The organism is Streptomyces sp. NPDC001617 (assembly GCF_053596855.1).
This window is the reverse complement of sequence record NZ_JBSFHA010000047.1, coordinates 47755-70049: the sequence shown is the minus strand read 5'-3', so window position 1 is coordinate 70049 and position 22295 is coordinate 47755. Positions and strand designations below refer to the sequence as shown.

The window sequence follows — 22295 nt, the reverse complement described above, 5'->3', positions numbered from 1 at the left end:
CCGAAGCCGCCGTAGGACTACTCCTCGACCAGGAGCTTCTCCCGCAGCTGGGCCAGGGTTCGGGCCAGCAGGCGGGAGACGTGCATCTGGGAGATGCCGACCTCCTGGGCGATCTGCGACTGGGTCATGTTGCCGAAGAAGCGCAGCAACAGGATCCGCTTCTCGCGCGGCGGGAGGTCCTCGAGGAGGGGCTTGAGGGACTCGCGGTACTCGACGCCCTCCAGGGCCTCGTCCTCGGCGCCCAGGGTGTCCGCGACCGCCGGGGACTCGTCGTCCGTGTCGGGGACGTCCAGGGACAGCGTGGAGTACGCGTTGGCCGACTCCAGGCCCTCCAGGACCTCCTCCTCCGAGATGGCGAGCTTCTCGGCGAGTTCGTGGACCGTGGGGGAGCGGCCGTGCTGCTGCGAGAGCTCCGCGGTCGCCGTGGTGAGCGCGAGGCGCAGCTCCTGGAGCCTGCGCGGGACGCGCACCGCCCAGCCCTTGTCGCGGAAGTGGCGCTTGATCTCGCCGACGACCGTCGGGGTCGCGTACGTCGAGAACTCGACACCGCGGTCCGGGTCGAAGCGGTCGACCGACTTGATCAGGCCGATGGTGGCGACCTGGGTGAGGTCGTCCAGCGGCTCGCCGCGGTTGCGGAAGCGGCGCGCGAGGTGCTCGACCAGCGGCAGGTGCATACGGACCAGCCTGTTGCGCAGTTCCGCGTACTCGGCGCTGCCGTCCTTCAGCCCCCGCAGCTCGACGAACATCGCGCGGGCCCCGCTGCGGTCCTGTGCGTCGTGCTGCGTGGCCTGCTGCACGCTCTGCGCGCCGCCCTGCTGATCGTCTCGCTCGTGCTCGCTCATCGTCCCGCCCGTTGTCCTTCGCCGAGCCCTCGCCTGCGGCCGGCCCGGGGTGGTGGCCCCGCTCCGGTCGTCCTCAGGCGCGCTCGGCGCGGCACCTTCCCGATCCCGCTGCCCGTCGTCCAGGAAGCCGGCCGCCGTGTCGTCGGCTTCGTCCTCCGGATGCGGCCGGGCCTGCTCGGGGATGCCGGCCGCGCCGTCCGTGCCATTGACGGCGTCCCCAATGCGTCGGGACCCGCCTGTGCCCTCGGCCGGCAGCTCCCGTGTGCCGCGCTCTTCGTCACGCACCGGCCCGTCCCCTGTCCTCACGCCGGCCCGGGTCCCGCGCCGCGCTGTTTGTAGAGGCTGATCGAAACGGTTTTGTCCTCGTCCACGGCGGAGGAGACCTTGCCCGCGAGAGCGGACAGGACGGTCCAGGCGAAGGTGTCCCGCGAGGGGGCGTGACCGTCCGTGGTCGGGGCCGAGACGGTGACCTCGAGAGAGTCGTCGACAAGCCGGAAGACGCAGCTGAGCACCGAGCCGGGCACGGCCTGCTGAAGCAGGATCGCGCAGGCCTCGTCCACCGCGATGCGCAGGTCCTCGATCTCGTCGAGGGTGAAGTCCAAACGGGCCGCGAGGCCGGCCGTGGCCGTCCGCAGCACCGACAGGTAGGCACCCGCTGCCGGCAGCCGGACTTCCACGAAGTCCTGGTTCGCCGCGGGCTCGCCTGCGATCTGGGACACCCTCACCTCCAAGGTGGTACAAGCTATTCAGGGCCGAGGGTCGCCCCCCGGGGTAACGCGAAGTGTGGTTCAGCGGTGACGCTATCGCGCTCTCAACTTTCCTGTCCCCGGGACCCCAACCCCTTGCCGTCACTCACAGTAAAACTGTGGACACGCTCCGTGTCTAGAGGTCTGCGGCTCCAATTGGGAAGAACGCGCGCCGGGTTGACGTACCCAGACGTCAGACGGTCGAACCGTCCCAATCGGCGGCCGCACCCGGTCCTCAAGAGTCACACATGTACAGGGTCACACGAGTACGTGGTCCTCGAAGCACCAACGCCAGTTCTCGCCGGGCTCGAACGTCCGCATGATCGGATGGCCGGAGTCCTTGTAGTGCTCCGTGGCATGCCGTCCCGGAGAGGAGTCGCAGCAGCCGACGTGGCCGCAGGTGAGGCACAGCCGGAGCTGTACCGGGTGCGTGCCGTCCCGCAGACACTCCGGGCACGTCTCGTTGAGCGCCTCGGGTTCCGGGTGAGGCAGCGCGTCGGCGTGCGTGCACTGTTTCATGATTGCCAGGTTACGACGCGCGCGCGAATGACCGCGCGGAAAATCGAGGGCGGGCGGACGGCGATGAACGAGGGCGGGCGAGGGTCATGGACGTGATGCCACTGCTGTTGCTGGTGGCGGCCAGTACCGCGATCGCGGCGGCGGCCCGGCGCACCCCGGTGCCGGCGCCGCTGGTGCTGGTGGCGGTGGGGCTGGTGGTGTCGACGATCCCGGGGATGCCGGACTACACCCTGGACCCCGAGATCGTGCTCCCTCTCGTCCTGCCCCCGCTGCTGCACAAGGAGGGCGTCGAGAGCTCGTACCTCGACCTGCGGGCCTCGATGCGCCCGGTGGCCCTGCTCTCGGTCGGCTACGTGCTCTTCGCGACCTTCGTGGTCGGCTGGGCCGCCTATCTGATCGTCCCCGGACTGCCGTTGCCGGCGGCCCTGGCGCTGGGCGCGGTGGTGGCGCCGACGGACGCGGTCGCCGCGGCGGCGGTGGCTCGCAGAGTCGGCCTCCCCTCCCGCATCACCACGATCCTGCAGGGCGAGTCCCTCCTCAACGACGCGACCGCGATCACCGCGTACCGGGTCGCCGTCGCGGCCGCGGTCGGCGAGGGCGCGTCCTGGATCGGCGGCATCGGCGAGTTCCTGCTGGCGGCGGTGGGCGGAGTGGTGGTCGGCCTCATCCTCATGGCCCCCATCCACTGGCTGCGCACGCACGTGAAGGAGGCCCTCCTCCAGAACACCATGTCGCTGTTGATCCCCTTCGTCGCCTACGCCGTCGCCGAGCAGGTGCACGCCTCCGGTGTCCTCGCGGTCGTGGTCGTCGCCCTCTACATCGGACACCGCGCGTACGAGGTCGACTTCGCCACGCGCCTCCAGGAGGAGGCCGTCTGGAAGGTGGTCGCGTTCGTCCTCGAATCGGCGGTGTTCGCGCTGATCGGACTGCAACTGCCGGTGGTCCTCAGAGGCCTCGGGGCGTACGAGGGCTTGGACGCCGCCTGGTACGCGGTCGCCCTCTTCCTGGTGGTCGTGGTCGCGAGGTTCGTCTGGGTCTACCCGGGCACCTTCGTCCCCCGCCTCCTCTTCGCGCACATCAGGGAACGCGAGGAGAACCCCACCTGGAGAGGCCCGATCGTCACGTCCTGGGCGGCGATGCGAGGCGTGGTGTCCCTGGCCATCGCCTTCTCCATCCCCCTCACGGTCCACGGCGGCGCCCCCTTCCCCCAGCGCAACCTGATCCTCTTCCTGACCTTCACCACGGTCATCGGCACGCTGGTGGTGCAGGGCCTCACCCTGGCCCCGCTGATCCGCCTGCTGAAGTTCCCCGCCCGCGACGCCCAGGCCGAGACCCTCGCGGAGGCCAACGCCCAGGCCCAGGCCTCCCGGGTCGCCGAACAGCGCCTCGACGAACTCCTCGCCGACGAACGCAACACCATCCCCCCACCCCTCGCCGACCGCCTCCGCCAGGTGATGGAACGCCGCCGCAACGCCGTCTGGGAACGCCTCGGCCAGACCAACCCGGTCACCGGTGAGTCCGTCGACGACACCTACCGCCGCCTCTCCCGAGAGATGATCGGCGCCGAACGCGCGGTGTTCGTACGCCTCCGGGACGGCCGCTACATCGACGACGAGATGCTGCGAACACTGCTGCGCAGGCTGGACCTGGAGGAGGCGGCGGCTTACCGGGAGACGACGTGAGGGGTCCTCGGGCCGGGGGAGGGCGGGAGGCTCGCTCGTGGGAGGGCGGGCCGACGGTTTCGGCGTCAGGGGCGGGCTGCGGGGCCTGCGGAAGGCCGGCTGAAGGTTCTGTCCACGGGGGACGGCGTGCGAGAGGGCTAGCCGGGCGGGAGCCGTTCCGACGGGGCCGCCTACGGAAACGGCCGTCCCGTGATCACGGCGGCCACGGTCGCACCCCGCACGAACGCCCCCTCCTCCGCAAGAGCAACAAGTCCATACAGCGACTTGGCGACATACAGACGCTCGACCAGCACCCCATGACGCTGCTCGAAGTCCTCGGCGAAGGTGTCGAGTTCGGAAGGCACGCGCGCGTAGCCGCCGAAATGGAAGCGGTCGTCGAGTGACCAGTGGCCGCGCCGGGAGCCGAAGGCGCGCCTCTGCAGCTCCTCTATGCCGGCGGTCAGGAAGCCGCCCTTGAGGACCGGTATCCCGAGGGCGCGCTGGTCAGGGCCGATTCCGGCGGCCAGACCGGCCAGTGTGCCGCCGGTTCCGCAGGCGAGGGCGACGACGTCGGCCTCGCCGCGCAACTCCTCGCCCAGGGCCTGACATCCGCGCACCGCCGCGGAGTTGCTCCCGCCCTCCGGGACGACATACGCCCCCTCGGCACCGGCCGCCCGCAGCACGCGCGCGAGGGTGTCGGGTGCGGTCTTGTGGCGGTACGTCGACCTGTCGACGAAGTGCAGCCGCATGCCGTCGGCGGCGCACCGGGCCAGGGAGGGGTTGAGGGGGCGGTCGGCGAGTTCCTGGCCGCGGACCACACCGACGGTGGGGAGACCGAGGAGACGCCCGGCGGCGGCCGTGGCGCGGAGGTGGTTGGAGTAGGCGCCGCCGAAGGTGAGGACGGTGCGACCGGCCGCGGCCTCGAGGTTCGGAGCGAGCTTGCGCCACTTGTTGCCGACCAGCTCCGGATGGATGAGGTCGTCGCGCTTGAGCAGGAGACGGAGACCGTGGCGGGCGAAGCGGGGGTCCGACACTTCCTGCAGGGGGGAGGGGAGGCGGGGGTGCAGGGTGTCGGGGCTGGTCACGGGATCATTGTGACGCCGGTCGGAAAAGCCTGCGCCGCACCGTACAGAGTCGTTCTCTCTGCCCACCCGTCCGGTGATCCATTCCCGCTCTTTCGGGTAATACCACCGGCACGCTCCGTGAGGAAGGCTTGATCGTGCAGATCGCAATGCGCGGCGCTTTCAGGCGTCGGCGCATCATCGGGAGGGCATTTCTCTATGTCGGTAGGCGAAGAGGTCCGTACGGAGCAGGGCAAGCCGCAGCAGAGTCTCGGCACGGCCGCCGCGCGGAACCTGGCCACCACGACCAAGTCCGCACCCCAGATGCAGGAGATCAGCTCCCGCTGGCTGCTGCGCATGCTGCCCTGGGTCAATGTGCAGGGCGGCACGTACCGGGTGAACCGGCGACTGACGTACGCCGTGGGGGACGGCCGTATCACGTTCGTGAAGACCGGCGGCCGGGTCGAGGTGATCCCCGCCGAACTGGGCGAACTGCCCGCCCTGCGCGACTACGAGGACGAGGAGGTGCTGGCGGAGCTCGCCCAGCGCTGCCGGCAGCAGGAGTTCCCGCCGGGTTCGGTGATCGCCTCCTTCGGCAGCCGGGCCACCGAGGTCCATCTGCTGGCGCACGGCAGGGTGGAGAAGGTCGGCACGGGCCCGTACGGCGACGACGCGGTCCTCGGGGTCCTCGCGGACGGCGCCTACTTCGGCGAGTCGGCCCTGCTGGACCCGGACGCCATCTGGGAGTACACGGCCCGCGCGGACACCGCGTGCACGGTCCTGATCCTCTCCCGCCAGGACGTCGAGCGGGTGGCGGAGCGCGCCGACTCCCTGCGCGAGCACCTCCAGCGGCAGAGCGCGGTCCCCGAGCAGAGCACCAACAAATACGGCGAGCGGGAGATCGAGCTCGCGGCCGGCCACTCCGGCGAGCCGGACATCCCGCACACCTTCGTCGACTACGAGAGCAGGCCCCGCGAGTACGAGCTGAGCGTCGCCCAGACCGTGCTGCGCATCCACTCGCGCGTGGCCGACCTCTACAACCAGCCCATGAACCAGACCGAGCAGCAACTCAGGCTGACGGTCGAGGCGTTGAAGGAGCGCCAGGAGCACGAGCTGATCAACAACCGCGAGTTCGGGCTGCTGAACAACTGCGAGTACGACCAGCGGCTGCAGCCGCACGACGGTGTGCCCAGCCCCGACGACCTGGACGAGCTGCTCAGCCGGCGGCGCGGCACCAAGTTCCTGCTGGCGCACCCGCGCGCGATCTCGGCGATCGGGCGTGAACTCAACAAGCGCGGCCTGGTCCCCGAGACCATCGACGTGGCCGGCAACCGCATCCCGACCTGGCGGGGCGTGCCGATCTACCCGTGCAACAAGATCCCGGTCAGCGAGGCCCGGACCAGCTCGATCATCGCGATGCGTACCGGCGAGGCCGAGCAGGGCGTCATCGGCCTGCAGCAGACCGGCATCCCGGACGAGATCGAGCCGAGCCTGTCCGTGCGCTTCATGGGCATCAACGAACAGGCGATCATCAAGTACCTGGTGACGGCGTACTACTCGGCCGCGGTCCTGGTCCCGGACGCGCTCGGGGTCCTGGAGAACGTCGAGATCGGCCGCTGGAGGTGACGTTTCTGCACCTGGGAGCCGTGTCCCCGCCCGCCGAGAGGGGTAGACCTCGATCGAATGCGACCGGCCGGAGCGCGAGCGCCACCGTCCGCGGACTGACCGAGGGGGACCCCATGGCCGAGTTCTTGACGGAGACGCCGAAGCATCCCGCGGAGTCACCGCCTTCCGCCACATCACTCGACGGTCACGAGGCCGCGGCGATCCTGGAGCGCACCCGCGCGTCGGTCGACCCCGAACTGCGCACCGCCATCGACTCGTTGCCCGGATCCATGCGCCGGATCGCGCTCTACCACTTCGGCTGGGAGCACGCGGACGGCACACCGGCGGCGGGCAACGCGGGCAAGGCGATACGCCCCGCGCTCGTCCTCACCGCGGCCGCCGCGCTGGGCGGACCAAGAGCGAGTGAGGCGGCCGTACGGGCAGCGGCGGCCGTGGAGTTGGTGCACAACTTCACGCTGCTGCACGACGACGTGATGGACCGTGACACCACCCGCCGACACCGCCCCACCGCCTGGACGGTGTTCGGCGACGCGGACGCGATCCTCGCCGGGGACGCCCTTCAGGCGCTGGCCCTCGGGCTGCTCGCCGAGGACCCGCACCCGGCGGCCACGGCGGCCACCGCCCGGCTCGCGGCCTGCGTCGTCGAGCTGTGCGCCGGCCAGCACTCGGACACGGCGCTGGAACGGCGCCACCCCGGCGAGGTCACCCTCGACGAGGTGCTCACCATGGCCGAGGCCAAGACGGGCGCGCTGCTGGGCTGTGCTTGCGCGCTGGGCGCGCTGTACGCGGGGGCCGGGGAGGAGGACGTGGAGGCGCTGGACGCGTTCGGCCGCCAGGCCGGGCTCGCCTTCCAGCTGATCGACGACGTCATCGGCATATGGGGCGACCCGCGCCGCACCGGCAAACCGGCCGGAGCCGACCTCGCGGTCCGTAAGAAGTCCCTCCCGGTCGTCGCCGCCCTGACCTCGGGCACACCGGCGGCGGCGGAACTGGCGGCGCTGTACGAAGTGCCGTACGAGAAAGCGGACGACGAGGGACTCGCGCGGACGGCGCTGGCCGTCGAGGAGGCCGGCGGGCGGGACTGGGCGCAGGTCCAGGCCGCCGACCGGATGGCCCGGGCGATGCACGAGCTGTCCCACGCGATCCCCGACCCGGAGGCGGCGGGCGGACTGCTGGCGCTGGCGGAGTTCGTGACGCGGCGCAGCAGCTGACCGGACGCCGAGGACACCGGAGCCCGCCCGACCGTGCGGCTCCTGACCCCGCACGGCCACGCAGGGCTCCGGCAAGGGCGGGTCCCGCACATCCCCACGGTGTGCGGGCCCCGCCCGCTCTTCTTTCCGGCCCGGGTGTCGGACCCGCGAGGTAGGCTCAACCTCCTTGAGATCAAGGTCGATTGAGAGGCGGGGGCACGAGCATGGGCGTGGCGATCCGGACGGCGGACGAGAGCGATCGCGAGCTGGTCGTCCGGCTGCTGGACGAGGCCTTTCGGGACGATCCGGTGAGCAACTGGGTCTTCCCCGGGGACGAGTACTTCCGTACGACGCACCACAGGATGATGGCCGCCTTCACGGAGATCGCGCTCGCCGAGGGCCGTGTCGACGTCACCGAGGACGGCAGCGCATGCGCGCTGTGGCTGACGGTGCCCGCCGATGCCCACGACGCCGACGACGAGGGGCCCGCCCACCTGCGTGCCGCCGTCGACCCCGACAACGAGCGCGTCGAGCTGATCGGTCGCCTCACCGCCGGCATCCACCCCGCGGGCCGCGCCCACGAGTACCTGTGGATGATCGGCGTGTCACCGGACCGCCACGGCGAGGGCCTCGGCACCGCGCTGATCCAGCACGTCCTCGACCGCTGCGACCGCGACGGCCTGCCCGCCTATCTGGAGGCCAGCAACGCCCGCAGCCGCGCCCTGTACGAGCGCCTCGGCTTCGCGCTCACCGGCCGCCCCCTCGACCTCCCGAACGACGGCCCGAGCATGTGGCCGATGTGGCGCGAGCCCCGGACGCGCTAGGCACCCGGACAGGCCCACGGCCGCACGGCGCGGGCATGCCGAGGTTCGGCGCCGGCTTCACCCTCACCGACTTCGCGCTGGAGTCGGTGCGCACGCCCGGCAACGGCGTCCTCGTCCGCGCATACGCGCGCGGGCGGTGACGGGCCTACCCTGAGGGCATGGACAGCTCAGAAAACGTCTGTCCGGTCTGCGGACAGTCCGTGGCGACGGTCGTCAAGCGGCACAAGACCCTGGGCGCCTGGGTCCCGCGGTGGGTGCCGGGTCCCTGTCGCAATCCCGAGTGCGAGGCGTACGTCCCCGAGAGCGGCGAGGCCGACCGGAAGCCCGGAAAGACCGTCGCGGAAAATTCCTGAACTTCCGTGCCGAGAAGTGTCGAGAACCCCCGCCCGGCTCCGACGTCCCCTGTGAGAGCCGCCCACCGAGGGCGGCACCCACCGAAGGAGCGGACTCATGAAGTACCTGGTCATGGTGCAGTGCACGCAGGCGGACTACGAGGGCATGCGCGGCAGGGCCAACGCGACCTCCCCGGCCTGGAGCCAGGAGGACGTCCAGGCCATGTACGCCTTCATGGGCGCCATCAACGACGACCTCGCCGAGACCGGCGAGCTGATCGACGCACAGGGCCTGGTCGAGCCGGCACGGACCCGCCAGGTCGGCCTGGGCGAGGACGGCAAGCCGGTGATCACCGACGGCCCGTACGGCGAGACCAAGGAGCTGCTGGCCGGCTACTGGGTCCTGGACTGCGCGAGCCTGGACCGCGTCACGGAGATCGCCGAGCGCGTCATCCAGTGCCCCCAGCCGGCCGGGGCGAGGAACTACCCCGTGGTGATCCGGCCCATCGACGACGGTTCCGCCGCGGACGTCTGAGCGGCACATGGGCACGACCCCCGACGTCGAGGACCTGCTGCGCCTGCACGCACCGCAGGTCCTCGGCGCGCTGGTCAGGCGGTACGGCCATTTCGACGCGGCCGAGGACGCCGTACAGGAGGCCCTGCTCGCGGCGGCCGGGCAGTGGCCCTCGGCCGGGGTTCCGGACAACCCGCGCGGCTGGCTGATCAAGGTGGCCTCGCGGCGGCTGATGGACACGCTGCGGTCCGAGGAGGCGCGGCGGGCGCGGGAGGAACGGGCGGCGGCGCTGGACCTGCGGGTGTCCGGGGCGGACCGAGCGCCCCGCGAGGACGACACCCTGACCCTCCTCTTCCTGTGCTGCCACCCGGACCTGACCCAGCCCGCCCAGATCGCCCTCACCCTGCGCGCGGTGGGCGGTCTGACGACGGCCGAGATCGCCCGCGCGCACCTCGTTCCCGAGGCGACCATGGCGCAGCGGATCAGCCGGGCCAAGCAGAAGCTGCGAGGCGTTCGTTTCGGCAGGCCGGACGGGTGGGAGAGCCGCCTGCCCGCCGTGCTCCACACCCTCTACCTGATCTTCAACGAGGGCTACACGGCGACGTCCGGCGCCAGCCTGCAACGCCGTGACCTGGCCGGCGAGGCGATCCGGCTGACCCGCATCGTCCACCGTCTGCTCCCCGAGGCCGGCGAGGTGGCCGGTCTGCTGGCCCTGATGCTGCTCACCGACGCCCGCCGGGACGCCCGTACCGGACCGCACGGCGAGCTCGTGCCGCTCGACGAGCAGGATCGGGCGCGCTGGGACAGGGCGGCGGTCGAGGAGGGCGTCGCGCTGGTCACCAGGGCGCTGTCGCAGGGGCGGGCGGGCCCGTACCAGCTGCGGGCCGCCATCGCGGCCGTGCACGACGAGGCGCCGTCCGCCGGGCAGACCGACTGGCAGGAGATCCTCGGCCTGTACGAGGTGCTGGTCCGTCAGGTCCCCGGTCCCGTCGAACGGCTCAACCGCGCGGTCGCCCTCGCGATGGTCGACGGCCCGTACGCCGGGCTCGCGGAACTGGCCCTGCTGGAGCCGGGGTTGGGCCACCGCCTGGACGCGGTGCGGGGCCACCTGCTGGAGCGGGCGGGTGCGTACGAGGAGGCGCGGACCGCCTACGCGTCGGCCGCCGAGCAGACCCTCAGCCTCCCCGAGCAGCGCTACCTCCACGGGCGGGCGGCACGTCTGGGCCCGTAACGTGACCGCATGACCGACCACACCCACATCCTGCATCTCACGGAGCGCGCCCTCTGGGACGCGGCCCGGGCGAAGGGCACGTACGAGATCTCCACCCGCGGCCGCACCCTCCAGGAGGAGGGCTTCATCCACTGCTCCACCCGAGCCCAGCTCCCGGGAACGGCCCGCCGATTCTTCGACGGCCTCGACGACCTGGTGGTCCTGGTCATCGACCCGGCCCGCCTCGACGCACCGCTGAAGTACGAGTCCAACAAGCCCGGCGGGGAGGAGTTCCCGCATGTGTACGGGCCGATACCGGTGGCCGCCGTGGTGGATGTGGAGCCGTGGGCGTGACCGGCTTATCGCGCCGGAAGGCGTGGCGGTGGGCCGTGACGGTGTGGGCGGTCGCGGTGGCCGTCGGGGGCGGGCTGACGCTGTGGCTGCAGGACTCGACGGAGCCTCCGCCGCCGGCGGGCTGGGAGGACGCGACCCCGACCCCGACCCCGACGCCGTCCGCCGAATTGCTGCCGGGCACCGACTGCCCCACGCCGACGACCGCGGACGGCGCGGTCATCGTCCTCTGCGCGGTCAGTACCGGCTAGAAGGCGCCCCGCCCGTCTCCGGGTCCCGCCCCGTCAGGCAGTACAGCCCGCCCGCCGGATCCCGCATCACCGTCCAGTCGGCGCCCCTCGCCACGAACTCGGCGCCCAGTTCCTCGTGTCGGGCCCTTGTCGCCTCGATGTCGGCGCAGGCCAGGTCGAGGTGGGCGGTCGTCTCCCGTTCCTCGCCCAGGCGTTGGAGGAGGATACGGACCGGGAGGTCGGGGCCGGGCCTGACGAAGTGGAACTCGGGGAGGGAGCTGGGGACCGACTCCCAGTCGGGCAACAGGGCGCTCCAGAAGGCGACTTCGGTGTCGTAGAGCGAAGGCGCGATGTCGATGCAGACCTGGTCGAGGCGGGTGCCGTGCACGACGGGCGGGCGGACCGAGTCGCCCTGCCTCCGCGGGGCGGCGCAGAACAGCTGCCCGGCGGGCGAGCGGAGCACCGCCCACTGCTCGTGCGGGGTGACCAGTTGCGCCCCCAGTCCCAGCGCCGACTCCACGAACACCGGAAGGTCCTCGACGTCGAAGTCGAGATGCGCGCCGCCCGCGCCCGCGACGACCCCCTGCACCTTCAGACAAGCGTCGGCCTTCTCCGGCAGGAGGGTCACGAACTCCTGCCGCTCACCCCGGAGTTCGGACAACCGGGTGTCCGTGACCGCCGTCCAGAACGCGCAGGCACGGTCGAAGAGGTCGAGGGGCCGGTCTATGAAGGCGTATGTCCACAGGACCCGTCGGCTCATCCCTTCCGCTCCATGAACCGCAGCATGTTCCCCGCCGGATCCCGGAACGCGCAGTCCCGCACCCCGTACGGCATGTCCGTCGGTTCCTGGATCACCTCCGCGCCGGACTCCTGGACGCGGGCGAAGAGGGCGTCGCAGTCCTCGGTGGTGAAGTTGACCCCGCGCAGCATGCCCTTGGCCAGCAGCTGCTCCATCGCCTCACGGTCGGCCGGGGAGAGGTCGGGGTTGGCCGCGGGCGGCTCCAGGACGATCGACACGTCCGGCTGCAGCGGCGACCCCACGGTCACCCAGCGCATCCCCTCGTACTTGACGTCGTTGCGGATCTCCAGGCCCAGGACGTCGCAGTAGAAGGTGACGGCCTTGTCGTGGTCGTCGACGGCGATGAAACAGTTGCTCAGTTTCAGGTCCATGGGTCCAACCTAAGGTCGACAGCGGCGTTATGTCCGTCTGGGGCGGGTGTACGCGCGTGCCACGCACGGCGGGATCTCCGCGCTCTCCTCGTGCGAGCGGGCCCGGTAGGAGCTCGGCGTCTCGCCCACCAGCTCGGTGAAGCGGGCGCTGAAGGAGCCGAGGGAGGTGCAGCCGACCGCCATGCAGACCTCGGTGACGGTGAGGTCGCCGCGGCGGAGCAGGGCCTTGGCGCGTTCGACGCGGCGGGTCATGAGATAGCCGTACGGGGTCTCGCCGTAGGCCTCGCGGAAGCTGCGCTGGAAGTGGCCCGACGACATCAGGGCGGTGCGGGCGAGGGCGGGCACGTCGAGGGGCTCGGCGTACTCACGGTCCATGCGGTCGCGCGCCTGTCGCAGACGTACCAGATCCTCACGGTTCACCACGTCAGGATCGCACGATCCTCACCGGCCGGGCGCGGGAAGCTGAGGTGGCCTTTGCCTTGAGTTCGCCTGCCGGATGGAAGCGCTTGTTCCCATGGGGCGTATGGACCACATCACGTTCCTCGTGGCGGTCGTCATCGTCACGGCCCTGGCCTTCGACTTCACCAACGGATTCCACGACACCGCGAACGCGATGGCCACGTCCATCGCGACCGGTGCGCTCAAACCGAAAGTCGCGGTGCTGATCAGCGGTGTCCTCAACATCGGCGGTGCCTTCCTGTCGACGGAAGTCGCCAAGACGATCTCCGGGGGGATTGTCGACGACACGCTCGTCAGTCCGGGAATGATCTTCGCCGGGCTGGTGGGAGCGATTCTGTGGAATCTGCTGACCTGGCTGGTCGGCCTGCCGTCCAGCTCGTCGCACGCGCTGTTCGGCGGTCTGATCGGGGCCGTGTGGGTGGGCGCGGGCTCGAGCGGCGTGCACTTTGACAAGGTTGTCGAGAAGGTGCTGGTCCCGGCGGTGGCCTCGCCGCTGGTGGCGGGCATCGCCGCCCTGCTGGCCACCTTCCTCGCCTACAAGCTCACCGCCCGCTCCCTCAAGAAGTCGGTCGAGAAGGGCTTCCGCCTCGGCCAGATCGCCTCCGCCTCCCTCGTCTCCCTCGCGCACGGCACGAACGACGCGCAGAAGACCATGGGCGTCATCACCCTGACCCTGATCTCCGCGGGCGCCCTCGGCCACGACGCCGGCCCGCCGGTGTGGGTGATCGCCTCGGCCGGTCTCGCCATCGGCCTCGGCACCTACCTGGGCGGCTGGCGCATCATCCGCACCATGGGCAAGGGCCTCACCGAGATCGAGTCCCCGCAGGGCTTCGCCGCCGAGGCCGCCTCGACGACGGTGATCCTCACCTCCGCCCACCTGGGCTTCGCCCTGTCCACCACCCAGGTCTGCTCCGGCGGCATCCTCGGCGCGGGCCTGGGCCGACGGCTCGCGGAGGTCCGCTGGGGTGTCGCGGGCCGCATGGTCGCCGCCTGGCTGATCACCCTGCCCGCGGCGGCCCTGGTCGGCGGCGTCTCCGCGAGCGTCGTCAAGCACGGCGGCACCTTCGGCACGGTCGTCGTCGCGCTGGTGGGCGCCGCCGTCGCCGCGGGCATCGTGTTCGTCTCGCGCCGCAACCCGGTGTCCGCGCACAACGTCAACGACACCCACGAAGTCACCCTCCGCACCGACCTGCCGGCCAAGGTCGGCACGGCCGCCTGAGACAGGGGAGAACCGTCATGAGTCTCGACTGGACCGCACTCGGCCAGGTCACCGCGGTGAGCATCGGCGTCACCGTCGCCGTGGTCGTCGTCTTCGCCCTCGGCGTCCTGGGTCTCGCCCGCTACGAGGGGGCGAAGGAGGACGGGGGCGACGGCGGTGGCACGTCGGCCGTCGCCGTCGCCCAGGCCGGCCTCTGCTTCCTCGCGTGCGCGGCCGTGGTGGCGTACGGGATCTATCTGATCGTTCCGCAGTTCCACTGAGAGGGATCCCGCATGACGACGGTGCCGCCCTTGCCGGCCGAAGTCCCCGACCTGAAGGTCGACTACACCGACCCCGACGACCCGGTGCTCATCCGCCCGAACGGTTCCCCGATCGACACCTGGCGGGAGAACTACCCGTACACGCAGCGCATGGAGCGCAAGGAGTACGACTGGCACAAGCGCCTGCAACAGATCGAGTTGCTGAAGCTGCAGAGCTGGATCAAGGAGACCGGACGTCGGCTGGTCATCGTCTTCGAGGGCCGGGACGCGGCCGGCAAGGGCGGCACCATCAAGCGTTTCACCGAGCACCTCAACCCGCGCGGCGCACGGGTGGTGGCGCTGGAGAAGCCGACGGACCGCGAGAGCGGCCAGTGGTACTTCCAGCGCTACGTCCCACACCTGCCGACGGCCGGCGAGATCGTGCTGTTCGACCGCTCCTGGTACAACCGGGCAGGTGTGGAGCGGGTGATGGGCTTCTGCGGCGACGACGAGTACCGCCGCTTCATGCGTCAGGCGCCGCTGTTCGAGCGGATGTTGGTCGATGACGGCGTGGACCTGGTGAAGTTCTGGTTCTCGGTCTCCCAGAGCGAACAGCGCACCCGCTTCACGATCCGCCAGGTGGACCCGGTCCGTCAGTGGAAGCTCAGCCCGATGGACCTCGCGTCCCTCGACCGCTGGGACGACTACACCGCCGCGAAGGTCGCCATGTTCCGTGAGACGGACACCGACCACGCCCCCTGGACGGTGGTGAAGTCCAACGACAAGAAACGCGCCCGGGTCGAGGCCATGCGCAGCGTGCTGGCCCGCTTCGACTACTCCGACAAGGACGAGGAGGTCGTCGGCCGCCCGGACCCGCGGATCGTGGGGGCGGCGGCGGGATTGTTGGAGGCGGGGGAGGACTGAGACCGCGTCCTGCGACTGACTGAGCCCTACGACCATGTCCTACGGCTTCTTCCACAGGGCGGCGACCGTCTGAGGGAGGCCTCGTCGGGGACGTCGGTGATCGCCGGGCAACACCGAAGGGGCCCGGCCGGAGAACCGGCCGGGCCCCTTCGGGGAGCCCGTGGACCCGCGATGGTGCACCGATCGCCGGTCACGGAGGGCTCGTGGAACTGGCGGGCCGTCAGGCCTTCTTGGTCTCCCAGAAGATCTTGTCGATCTGGGCGATGTAGTCGAGTGCCTTCTGGCCGGTGGCCGGGTCGGTCGAGGCCTTGGCGGCCGAGAGGGCCTTCAGGGCGTCGTTGACCAGCTGGTGCAGCTCCGGGTACTTCTCGAAGTGCGGGGGCTTGAAGTAGTCGCTCCAGAGCACCGAGACATGGTGCTTCGCGAGCTCGGCGCGCTGCTCCTTGATGACGGTGGCGCGAGCCTGGAAGTGCGGGTCGTCGTTGGCGGCCATCTTCTCCTGCACGGCCTTCACCGACTCCGCCTCGATGCGGGCCTGGGCCGGGTCGTACACACCGCAGGGCAGGTCGCAGTGTGCGCTGACCTTGACCTTGGGGGCAAACAGGCGGGAAAGCATGGAGCATTCCTTCCTCGTGATCGTCTTCTCAGGTGCGACATTACTCCCTGGGGGAGGCGTTTTCGCGAGTGCCCCCATGGGCTTAGGACAAAAGTCCGGGGTCAGACTGAGACTGGTGGAGGAACGGACCGGGGAGGTGCCGGGGATGCCGGAGCTGTCGCAGGACGTCGAGCGCGGACGGGCGCTGCTGCCCTTCGGGGTGGCGGAGGTGACCGGGCCGTCGATGGTGCCCACGCTGCATCACGGGGACCGGCTCGTGGTGCAGTACGGTGCCCGGATCCGGCCGGGGGACGTCGTCGTACTGCGCCATCCCTTCCAGCAGGACCTGCTCGTCGTCAAGCGGGCCGCCGAGCGGCGCGAGGGCGGCTGGTGGGTGCTCGGGGACAACGCCTACGCCGGTGGCGACAGCACGGACTACGGGACCGTCCCCGAGGACCTGGTCCTGGGCAAGGTGCGGTTCCGGTACCGGCCGCTGCGGGCGGATCAGCGCTGGCCGTTCGCCGCCGTCCGCTGGGCGCTGTCGGCCGCCAGGCCCGTGCTGTCCGACCGGTCGGCCTCCAGGCGCTTGCGGGCACGGTAGGCGGCCACGTTGGCCCGGGTGGCGCAGCGGTCGGAGCAGTAGCGGCGGGAGCGGTTCGTGGACGTGTCGAGGTAGGCGTTGCGGCACGGCTGTGCCTCGCACAGGCCCAGGCGGTCCACGCCGTACTCGGTGAGATGGAACGCCAGGCCCATCGCCGCGATGGCCGCGTAGCCGGCCGTGGCGTTCGACGGGTGGTCCGCCAGGTGCATGTGCCACAGCGGGCGGCCGTCCTCGTCCCGGTGGTCGTGGCCGGAGATCTGCGGGCTCACCGGGAATTCGAGGAGGAGCGAGTTCAGCAGGTCCACCGCCAGCGTCTCGTCGCCCTTGTCCGCGGCCTCGAACACCGCCCGCAGCCGGGCCCGGACCGAGCGGAAACGGGTGACGTCGGCGTCCGTGGCGCGCCGGGCCGCCGAGGCGTTGGCGCCGAACAGCTCGCGGACCGCCTCCACCGAGGTCAGGGAGTCCTTGCCCCGCGCCGGCTCCTCGGTGTTGACGAGACGCACGGCATAGTCCGAGTAATAGGCCAGTTCCACTTGTAGTCCTTACCGGGGCGCTCTATGGTCGTGAGTGCGGTCGGGTAACAGCTGATCGCGCTTCCAGGGTATTACGTATGCGATCGAAGAGGGGGCTTCCATGACCACGAGTACCGGAACCGACTGGCAGGCCTGGCAGGAGAGCTGGGACCGGCAGCAGGAGTGGTACATGCCGGACCGCGAGGACCGCTTCCGGATCATGCTCGACATGGTCGAGGCACTCGTCGGCACCGCACCCCGGGTGCTCGACCTCGCCTGCGGCACCGGCACCATCACCGCCCGCCTGCTCGCCCGCTTCCCCGACGCCACCAGCACCGGCGTCGACCTCGACCCGGCCCTCCTCACCATCGCGCGGGGCACCTTCGAGGGCGACGGCCGGGTGACCTTCGTCGCGGCCGACCTCAAGGACCCGGAGTGGCCCGCGCGGCTGCCGTACGACTCGTACGACGCCGTCCTGACCGCCACGGCCCTGCACTGGCTGCACAGCGAACCCCTCGCGGCCCTCTACGGTCAGGTCGCGGAACTCGTCCGCGACGGCGGTGTCTTCATGAACGCGGACCACATGATCGACGAGACGACACCCCGGATCAACGCGGCCGAGCGCGCGCAGCGCCACGCGGGCATGGAACAGGCCAAGCGGGACGGCGCCGTCGACTGGGCCGAGTGGTGGCAGCTCGCCGCCCAGGACCCGGTACTCGCCGAACCCACCGCCCGCCGCTACGAGATCTACGGCGAGCACGCGGACGGCGACATGCCCTCGCCGGGCTGGCATGCGCGGACGTTGCGGTCGGCGGGGTTCGGCGAGGCCCGGCCGGTGTGGTGCTCGCCGTCGGACACGCTGCTGCTGGCGTTGAAGTGACCGTGGCTGAATGGAAGGGGCGGTACGGAAGTTCCGTACCGCCCCTTTCCTCGTCGTACAGCTACAGCACCTTGCTCAGGAACGACTGCGTCCGCTCGTGCTGCGGGTTCGTCAGGACCTCGCGTGGGTGGCCGGATTCGACCACCACGCCGCCGTCCATGAAGACCAGGCTGTCGCCGACCTCGCGGGCGAAGCCCATCTCGTGGGTGACGACGATCATCGTCATGCCGGACTCGGCGAGGTCGCGCATGACGTCGAGCACGTCGCCGACCAGCTCGGGGTCGAGGGCCGAGGTCGGCTCGTCGAAGAGCATCAGCTTCGGGTCCATGGCGAGCGCCCGGGCGATGGCGACGCGCTGCTGCTGGCCGCCGGAGAGCTGCGAGGGGTAGCTGCCGGCCTTGTCGGCCAGGCCCACGCGGTCGAGCAGCTGCTCGCCCCGCTCCCTCGCCTCCCCCTTGTTCTGGCCCTTGACCTGGACCGGCGCCTCGATGACGTTCTCCAGCGCGGTCATGTGCGGGAACAGGTTGAAGCGCTGGAAGACCATGCCGATGTCCCGGCGCTTCAGAGCGACCTCGCTGTCCTTGAGCTCGTACAGCTTGTCGCCCTTCTGGCGGTAGCCGACGAGTTCGCCATCGACGTAGAGGCGCCCGGCGTTGATCTTCTCCAGGTGGTTGATGCAGCGCAGGAAGGTCGACTTGCCGGAGCCGGAGGGGCCGATGAGGCAGAACACCTCGCCCGACTTCACCTCCAGGTCGATGCCCTGGAGGACCTGGAGCGCACCGAAGCTCTTGTGGACGCCCTCGGACTTGACCATGGGGACGGTCGTGTCGGTCATGCCGTGACCTTCCTGCTCGAGAAGGTCGTCAGGTGCGCCCTGACCTTCTGCCACGGGGTGGGCGGCAGGGCACGGCTCGACCCGCGCGCGTAGTACCGCTCGATGTAGTACTGGCCGACGCTCAGCACCGACGTCATGATCAGGTACCAGGCCGCGGCGAGGAAGTACATCTCCACCGGGGCGCCGGAGTTCTGGCCGATGTCCTGGGCGTATCTGAAGAGCTCCGGATACTGGACGGCCGCCACGAGCGAGGTCGTCTTGAGCATGTTGATGACTTCGTTGCCGGTCGGCGGGACGATGACGCGCATCGCCTGCGGGATGACGATCCGGCGCAGCGTCTTGCCGTGGCTCATGCCCAGCGCGTGCGAGGCCTCGGTCTGGCCCTCGTCGACGGCGAGCAGGCCGGCGCGGCAGATCTCGGCCATGTACGCCGCCTCGTTGAGACCGAGGCCGAGCAGCGCCGTCAGCAGCGGCGTCATGAAGTCGGACCAGTAGTTCTTGTAGATCGGCCCCAGGTTGACGTACTCGAAGACCAGGCCCAGGTTGAACCAGAGGAACAGCTGGACCAGGACCGGGGTGCCGCGGAAGAACCAGATGTAGAACCAGGCGATCGACGAGGTCACCGGGTTCGTCGACAGCCGCATCACCGCGAGGACGATGCCGCCGACGATGCCGATCAGCATCGACAGGACCGTCAGCAGGAGGGTCTTGTAGACACCGGTCAGGATCCGGTGGTCGAAGAAGTAGGCGGGGACCGCATGCCAGTTGATCTTGCCCTGGCCGAACGCGTAGATGATCGCGACCAGGATGGCGATCGCGACGACGGCGGTGACATAGCGCCCGTAGTGCCGGACCGGAATGGCCTTGATCGCCTCCGGACCGGCCGGGGGCGTGTTCTTCGCCCCCGCCGTCCTGTCGATGTCAGAAGTCACGGGTGTTGCCTCTCAGTGCCCGCTCGGAATACGGCGGATCACTTGCCGCCGTTGATCGCGGACGTCTTGACGGCGCCGTCCTGAGCGCCCCACTTCTCCAGGATCTTCTCGTACTCGCCGCTCTTGATGATCGCGTTCATGGCGGCCTGCAGCGCGTCGCGCAGCTGGGTGTCCTCCTTGGAGACCGCGATGCCGTACGGCGCCGCCTCGACCTGGTCGCCGACGATCTGGAAGTCCTTGCCGCCACCGGAGGTCTTCACCGCGTACGCCGCCACCGGGAAGTCGGAGGAGGCCGCGTCCGCGCCGCCGGAGCGCAGGCGGGTCTGGGACTGCTGGTCGTCGTCGAAGGCCTCGATGGTGAGCTTCTTGCCGCTCGGACACTTCTTCGCCTCGGACTTCGCGAGGTCCTCGGAGACGGTGCCGCGCTCGACCGCGATCTTCTTGCCGCACAGGTCCGACCAGCCCGTGATGCCCTTGGTGTCACCCTTGCGGGTGTAGATCGAGACACCAGCGGTCAGGTAGTCGACGAAGTCGACGCCCTCGCCGACCTTCTTGCCGGTGTCGGGGTCGACGCCCTCCTGCCGGTTCTTGTTGTCCGTCATCGCGGACATGGCGATGTCGTAGCGGTTGGAGCGCAGACCGGTGAGCAGGGCGTCGAAGGTGCCGTTCTCGAACTGGAACTTCACGCCGAGCTGCTTGCCCATCGCGGCGGCGAGGTCCGGGTCGAGGCCGACGACGTTGCCCGAGTTGTCCTTGAACTCGACCGGCGCGTACGCGATGTCCGAGCCGACCTTGATGGCGCCCGCGTCACGGATCGCCTTGGGCAGCTTGTCGGCCAGCGGTGCCGAACTGGTCGAGGCGCTGCTGCTGCCGTTGTCCTTGTTCTTGGTCTGATCACCGCAGCCGGTGAGAATCAGGGCGCCTGCGACCGCGATCGCACCGACCGCGGCCAGACGGGTGTGCGCGGCGGTCGTACGACGGGTGGAGCCTGCGGTCATTTTGGGTTCCTCCGGCGGATGGGTGGAGTTGCCGATGGGTCGACGAGAACACACACCTTCGGGTGTCGCGACCTCGCGGGTTTACGGCATCTTGCCATTTGGACGGAGCCGTTCAGGGGCCCGGTGATGTCAAAATCGGATAACGGGCGATCCCCGAACCGCACCAGGTCCGGACATCACGACACGACTATCGGCGGACCATCTACGGGAATCGGCCATTCCGGCCGAAAGATCTTCGGTGGATCTCAGGATGCGGACCTGCGCCAACGAGGTGTTGATCACTGTTCGATCGCCGGTCGAGCGGGCGTCGAGGACGTGTCCGCATATTTCATGACGATCGTCGTCGCCGAGGCGTGACCTTCCGGCCCCGTGATGTGACCTTGCACCTAATGGACTCGTACTCGGCGCGGTCCGTCCGGTAAGAAGGTTCTTTACACCCCTCATCCGGGGCTCGGGGCGCGTGTGCGGCGCGCCCGTCGCGTATGACCCGTACGCATCAAAGATCGGGCATGCGCGGTCCCGCCCACTTCTCACCAGGAGTGGCCACCCTCAACCAATGAAGACTTAAGGGGTAAAACAAAGTGGCAGCGGAGATCGTCAATCCTCGCAGCGACAGCAATACGGACCAGGACGGCGGGGCCGAGCCCCTCGATTCCTTCGATCCGGCGTTCGCGCTGCACCGCGGCGGCAAGATGGCCGTGCAGGCCACCGTGCCCGTCCGTGACAAGGACGACCTGTCCCTCGCATACACACCCGGCGTGGCGCGCGTGTGCACCGCGATCGCCGAGCAGCCGGAGCTGGTCCACGACTACACGTGGAAGTCGTCCGTGGTCGCCGTCGTCACCGACGGCACCGCCGTGCTCGGCCTCGGGGACATCGGCCCCGAGGCCTCCCTCCCGGTGATGGAGGGCAAGGCGATCCTCTTCAAGCAGTTCGGTGGTGTCGACGCGGTGCCGATCGCGCTCGACTGCACCGACGTCGACGAGATCGTCGAGACCGTGGTCCGGCTCGCGCCGTCCTTCGGCGGCGTCAACCTGGAGGACATCTCGGCACCGCGGTGCTTCGAGATCGAGCGGAAGCTCCAGGAGCGGGTCGACATCCCGGTCTTCCACGACGACCAGCACGGCACGGCGGTCGTGACGCTCGCGGCCCTGCGGAACGCCGCGCGGCTGAGCGGGCGGTCCATCGCGGACCTGCGGGCCGTCATCTCGGGTGCGGGCGCGGCCGGTGTCGCCATCGCCAAGATGCTCGTCGAGGCCGGCATCGGTGACGTCGCCGTCGCCGACCGCAAGGGCATCGTCTCGACCGACCGGGACGACCTGACGGACGTCAAGCGGGAGCTCGCCTCCTTCACCAACAAGGCGGGCATCACCGGGTCGCTGGAGGACGCGCTGTCGGGCGCGGACGTCTTCATCGGCGTCTCCGGCGGTACGGTCGCGGAGGAGGCCGTCGCCTCGATGGCGGAAGGCGCCTTCGTCTTCGCGATGGCCAACCCGAACCCCGAGGTGCACCCCGACGTCGCGCACAAGTACGCGGCGGTCGTGGCGACCGGGCGGTCCGACTTCCCGAACCAGATCAACAACGTGCTGGCGTTCCCGGGAATCTTCGCCGGGGCGCTGCAGGTGCGGGCTTCTCGGATCACCGAGGGGATGAAGATCGCTGCGGCGGAGGCGTTGGCGGGGGTGGTGGGGGACGACCTCGCCGCGGACTACGTCATTCCCTCGCCGTTCGACGAGCGGGTGGCTCCGGCGGTGACTGCTGCGGTCGCGGCGGCGGCGCGGGCCGAGGGTGTGGCCAGGCGCTGACGTTGCGCTTCGCCTGAATG

The 22295-nt window shown here is 70.2% G+C and carries 27 protein-coding genes; 15 read left to right on the top strand and 12 right to left on the bottom strand.

Annotated elements, in window-relative coordinates; all coding sequences use genetic code 11:
- Positions 1–17: 17 nt before the first annotated feature.
- The 3 genes from ACWC09_RS30680 to ACWC09_RS30670 form a co-directional block, all read right to left on the bottom strand.
- The gene (locus ACWC09_RS30680; protein ID WP_450854157.1) at positions 18–1127 is read right to left on the bottom strand and encodes a SigB/SigF/SigG family RNA polymerase sigma factor; all 1110 of its coding nucleotides are present in this window, start codon (positions 1125–1127) and stop codon (positions 18–20) included.
- Positions 1128–1144: 17 nt separating this feature from the next.
- Entirely contained in the window at positions 1145–1561 is a 417-nt protein-coding gene (locus tag ACWC09_RS30675; RefSeq protein WP_009190566.1) for an ATP-binding protein, read from the bottom strand.
- 285 nt (positions 1562–1846) lie between these two features.
- Positions 1847–2107 (bottom strand): UBP-type zinc finger domain-containing protein, encoded by a 261-nt coding sequence (locus tag ACWC09_RS30670; protein WP_450854156.1) that lies wholly within the window; start codon positions 2105–2107, stop codon positions 1847–1849.
- An 86-nt stretch (positions 2108–2193) separates the two neighbouring features.
- Between ACWC09_RS30670 and ACWC09_RS30665 the strand changes: the two genes are divergently transcribed.
- Positions 2194–3789, top strand: coding sequence for a Na+/H+ antiporter (locus ACWC09_RS30665; RefSeq protein WP_450854155.1), 1596 nt, complete (start codon positions 2194–2196; stop codon positions 3787–3789).
- Between the two features lie 170 nt (positions 3790–3959).
- Here the strand turns inward: ACWC09_RS30665 and ACWC09_RS30660 are convergent, their stop codons facing one another.
- On the bottom strand, positions 3960–4853 hold the full coding sequence (locus ACWC09_RS30660; protein WP_450854154.1) for a 1-aminocyclopropane-1-carboxylate deaminase/D-cysteine desulfhydrase: 894 nt from the start codon (positions 4851–4853) through the stop codon (positions 3960–3962).
- A 195-nt stretch (positions 4854–5048) separates the two neighbouring features.
- On the opposite strand from ACWC09_RS30660, the gene ACWC09_RS30655 reads away from it, so the two are divergent.
- The 8 genes from ACWC09_RS30655 (at position 5049) to ACWC09_RS30620 (ending at position 11127) form a co-directional block, all read left to right on the top strand.
- Entirely contained in the window at positions 5049–6455 is a 1407-nt protein-coding gene (locus ACWC09_RS30655) for a family 2B encapsulin nanocompartment shell protein (protein ID WP_450854153.1), read from the top strand.
- A 113-nt stretch (positions 6456–6568) separates the two neighbouring features.
- Positions 6569–7666: a family 2 encapsulin nanocompartment cargo protein polyprenyl transferase gene (locus ACWC09_RS30650; RefSeq protein WP_450854152.1), complete on the top strand. Its 1098-nt coding sequence runs from the start codon at positions 6569–6571 to the stop codon at positions 7664–7666.
- A 203-nt stretch (positions 7667–7869) separates the two neighbouring features.
- Entirely contained in the window at positions 7870–8469 is a 600-nt protein-coding gene (locus ACWC09_RS30645; protein ID WP_450854151.1) for a GNAT family N-acetyltransferase, read from the top strand.
- Positions 8470–8627: 158 nt separating this feature from the next.
- Positions 8628–8822, top strand: a complete 195-nt coding sequence (locus tag ACWC09_RS30640) for a hypothetical protein (RefSeq protein WP_450854150.1) — start codon at positions 8628–8630, stop codon at positions 8820–8822.
- 97 nt (positions 8823–8919) lie between these two features.
- The gene (locus ACWC09_RS30635) at positions 8920–9336 is read left to right on the top strand and encodes a YciI family protein (RefSeq protein WP_450854149.1); all 417 of its coding nucleotides are present in this window, start codon (positions 8920–8922) and stop codon (positions 9334–9336) included.
- A 7-nt stretch (positions 9337–9343) separates the two neighbouring features.
- Positions 9344–10546, top strand: coding sequence for an RNA polymerase sigma factor (locus ACWC09_RS30630; protein WP_450854148.1), 1203 nt, complete (start codon positions 9344–9346; stop codon positions 10544–10546).
- A 9-nt stretch (positions 10547–10555) separates the two neighbouring features.
- Complete coding sequence (locus tag ACWC09_RS30625) at positions 10556–10879, top strand: DUF952 domain-containing protein (RefSeq protein WP_450854147.1); 324 nt, start codon at positions 10556–10558, stop codon at positions 10877–10879.
- On the top strand, positions 10876–11127 hold the full coding sequence (locus ACWC09_RS30620) for a hypothetical protein (protein ID WP_450854146.1): 252 nt from the start codon (positions 10876–10878) through the stop codon (positions 11125–11127). The genes ACWC09_RS30625 and ACWC09_RS30620 overlap by 4 nt, the downstream gene beginning before the upstream one ends.
- On the opposite strand, the gene ACWC09_RS30615 is transcribed toward ACWC09_RS30620, so the two are convergent.
- The 3 genes from ACWC09_RS30615 to ACWC09_RS30605 are packed head-to-tail and all read right to left on the bottom strand — an operon-like array spanning position 11114 to position 12696.
- Entirely contained in the window at positions 11114–11866 is a 753-nt protein-coding gene (locus tag ACWC09_RS30615) for a VOC family protein (protein ID WP_450854145.1), read from the bottom strand. The two genes, ACWC09_RS30620 and ACWC09_RS30615, sit on opposite strands and share 14 nt — an antisense overlap.
- Entirely contained in the window at positions 11863–12276 is a 414-nt protein-coding gene (locus ACWC09_RS30610; RefSeq protein WP_450854144.1) for a VOC family protein, read from the bottom strand. Before ACWC09_RS30610 ends, ACWC09_RS30615 begins: the two co-directional genes overlap by 4 nt.
- Before the next feature lie 27 nt (positions 12277–12303).
- Positions 12304–12696 (bottom strand): helix-turn-helix transcriptional regulator, encoded by a 393-nt coding sequence (locus ACWC09_RS30605; RefSeq protein ID WP_450854143.1) that lies wholly within the window; start codon positions 12694–12696, stop codon positions 12304–12306.
- A gap of 103 nt (positions 12697–12799) precedes the next feature.
- Between ACWC09_RS30605 and ACWC09_RS30600 the strand changes: the two genes are divergently transcribed.
- Genes ACWC09_RS30600 through ppk2 form a run of 3 tightly spaced genes read left to right on the top strand, consistent with a single transcriptional unit; the run spans position 12800 to position 15117 of the window.
- A complete protein-coding gene (locus ACWC09_RS30600; protein WP_450854142.1) occupies positions 12800–13954 on the top strand; it encodes an anion permease in 1155 nt (384 codons plus the stop codon).
- A 17-nt stretch (positions 13955–13971) separates the two neighbouring features.
- The gene (locus ACWC09_RS30595) at positions 13972–14214 is read left to right on the top strand and encodes a hypothetical protein (RefSeq protein WP_450854141.1); all 243 of its coding nucleotides are present in this window, start codon (positions 13972–13974) and stop codon (positions 14212–14214) included.
- 12 nt (positions 14215–14226) lie between these two features.
- Positions 14227–15117: a polyphosphate kinase 2 gene (ppk2, locus tag ACWC09_RS30590; protein ID WP_450854140.1), complete on the top strand. Its 891-nt coding sequence runs from the start codon at positions 14227–14229 to the stop codon at positions 15115–15117.
- A gap of 220 nt (positions 15118–15337) precedes the next feature.
- On the opposite strand, the gene sodN is transcribed toward ppk2, so the two are convergent.
- Complete coding sequence (gene sodN / locus ACWC09_RS30585; protein WP_020123534.1) at positions 15338–15733, bottom strand: superoxide dismutase, Ni; 396 nt, start codon at positions 15731–15733, stop codon at positions 15338–15340.
- Between the two features lie 145 nt (positions 15734–15878).
- On the opposite strand from sodN, the gene sodX reads away from it, so the two are divergent.
- Positions 15879–16313, top strand: coding sequence for a nickel-type superoxide dismutase maturation protease (gene sodX / locus ACWC09_RS30580; RefSeq protein WP_450854169.1), 435 nt, complete (start codon positions 15879–15881; stop codon positions 16311–16313).
- On the opposite strand, the gene ACWC09_RS30575 is transcribed toward sodX, so the two are convergent.
- Positions 16217–16846, bottom strand: a complete 630-nt coding sequence (locus ACWC09_RS30575; RefSeq protein WP_450854139.1) for a CGNR zinc finger domain-containing protein — start codon at positions 16844–16846, stop codon at positions 16217–16219. The two genes, sodX and ACWC09_RS30575, sit on opposite strands and share 97 nt — an antisense overlap.
- A 100-nt stretch (positions 16847–16946) precedes the next feature.
- On the opposite strand from ACWC09_RS30575, the gene ACWC09_RS30570 reads away from it, so the two are divergent.
- The gene (locus ACWC09_RS30570) at positions 16947–17705 is read left to right on the top strand and encodes a class I SAM-dependent methyltransferase (protein WP_450854138.1); all 759 of its coding nucleotides are present in this window, start codon (positions 16947–16949) and stop codon (positions 17703–17705) included.
- Positions 17706–17766: 61 nt separating this feature from the next.
- On the opposite strand, the gene ACWC09_RS30565 is transcribed toward ACWC09_RS30570, so the two are convergent.
- From ACWC09_RS30565 to ACWC09_RS30555, 3 genes are read right to left on the bottom strand one after another with little or no spacing between them, the layout of a single operon-like run.
- Positions 17767–18540 (bottom strand): amino acid ABC transporter ATP-binding protein, encoded by a 774-nt coding sequence (locus tag ACWC09_RS30565; protein ID WP_450854137.1) that lies wholly within the window; start codon positions 18538–18540, stop codon positions 17767–17769.
- Positions 18537–19472, bottom strand: a complete 936-nt coding sequence (locus ACWC09_RS30560; RefSeq protein WP_450854136.1) for an amino acid ABC transporter permease — start codon at positions 19470–19472, stop codon at positions 18537–18539. The genes ACWC09_RS30565 and ACWC09_RS30560 overlap by 4 nt, the downstream gene beginning before the upstream one ends.
- Before the next feature lie 38 nt (positions 19473–19510).
- Complete coding sequence (locus ACWC09_RS30555; protein ID WP_450854135.1) at positions 19511–20470, bottom strand: ABC transporter substrate-binding protein; 960 nt, start codon at positions 20468–20470, stop codon at positions 19511–19513.
- Between the two features lie 581 nt (positions 20471–21051).
- On the opposite strand from ACWC09_RS30555, the gene ACWC09_RS30550 reads away from it, so the two are divergent.
- Complete coding sequence (locus tag ACWC09_RS30550) at positions 21052–22275, top strand: NAD(P)-dependent malic enzyme (protein WP_450854134.1); 1224 nt, start codon at positions 21052–21054, stop codon at positions 22273–22275.
- The last annotated feature ends 20 nt before the right edge of the window (positions 22276–22295 follow it).

Excerpts from the sequence above, each read along its gene's own strand:
- ACWC09_RS30670 (WP_450854156.1), bottom strand. The coding sequence starts at position 2,107 with ATGAAACAGTGCACGCACGCCGACGCGCTGCCTCACCCGGAACCCGAG.
- ACWC09_RS30665 (WP_450854155.1), top strand. The coding sequence starts at position 2,194 with ATGGACGTGATGCCACTGCTGTTGCTGGTGGCGGCCAGTACCGCGATC.
- ACWC09_RS30655 (WP_450854153.1), top strand. The coding sequence starts at position 5,049 with ATGTCGGTAGGCGAAGAGGTCCGTACGGAGCAGGGCAAGCCGCAGCAG.
- ACWC09_RS30650 (WP_450854152.1), top strand. The coding sequence starts at position 6,569 with ATGGCCGAGTTCTTGACGGAGACGCCGAAGCATCCCGCGGAGTCACCG.
- ACWC09_RS30645 (WP_450854151.1), top strand. The coding sequence starts at position 7,870 with ATGGGCGTGGCGATCCGGACGGCGGACGAGAGCGATCGCGAGCTGGTC.
- ACWC09_RS30640 (WP_450854150.1), top strand. The coding sequence starts at position 8,628 with ATGGACAGCTCAGAAAACGTCTGTCCGGTCTGCGGACAGTCCGTGGCG.
- ACWC09_RS30635 (WP_450854149.1), top strand. The coding sequence starts at position 8,920 with ATGAAGTACCTGGTCATGGTGCAGTGCACGCAGGCGGACTACGAGGGC.
- ACWC09_RS30630 (WP_450854148.1), top strand. The coding sequence starts at position 9,344 with ATGGGCACGACCCCCGACGTCGAGGACCTGCTGCGCCTGCACGCACCG.
- ACWC09_RS30625 (WP_450854147.1), top strand. The coding sequence starts at position 10,556 with ATGACCGACCACACCCACATCCTGCATCTCACGGAGCGCGCCCTCTGG.
- ACWC09_RS30615 (WP_450854145.1), bottom strand. The coding sequence starts at position 11,866 with ATGAGCCGACGGGTCCTGTGGACATACGCCTTCATAGACCGGCCCCTC.
- ACWC09_RS30610 (WP_450854144.1), bottom strand. The coding sequence starts at position 12,276 with ATGGACCTGAAACTGAGCAACTGTTTCATCGCCGTCGACGACCACGAC.
- ACWC09_RS30600 (WP_450854142.1), top strand. The coding sequence starts at position 12,800 with ATGGACCACATCACGTTCCTCGTGGCGGTCGTCATCGTCACGGCCCTG.
- ACWC09_RS30595 (WP_450854141.1), top strand. The coding sequence starts at position 13,972 with ATGAGTCTCGACTGGACCGCACTCGGCCAGGTCACCGCGGTGAGCATC.
- ppk2 (WP_450854140.1), top strand. The coding sequence starts at position 14,227 with ATGACGACGGTGCCGCCCTTGCCGGCCGAAGTCCCCGACCTGAAGGTC.
- sodN (WP_020123534.1), bottom strand. The coding sequence starts at position 15,733 with ATGCTTTCCCGCCTGTTTGCCCCCAAGGTCAAGGTCAGCGCACACTGC.
- sodX (WP_450854169.1), top strand. The coding sequence starts at position 15,879 with ATGCCGGAGCTGTCGCAGGACGTCGAGCGCGGACGGGCGCTGCTGCCC.
- ACWC09_RS30570 (WP_450854138.1), top strand. The coding sequence starts at position 16,947 with ATGACCACGAGTACCGGAACCGACTGGCAGGCCTGGCAGGAGAGCTGG.
- ACWC09_RS30565 (WP_450854137.1), bottom strand. The coding sequence starts at position 18,540 with ATGACCGACACGACCGTCCCCATGGTCAAGTCCGAGGGCGTCCACAAG.
- ACWC09_RS30555 (WP_450854135.1), bottom strand. The coding sequence starts at position 20,470 with ATGACCGCAGGCTCCACCCGTCGTACGACCGCCGCGCACACCCGTCTG.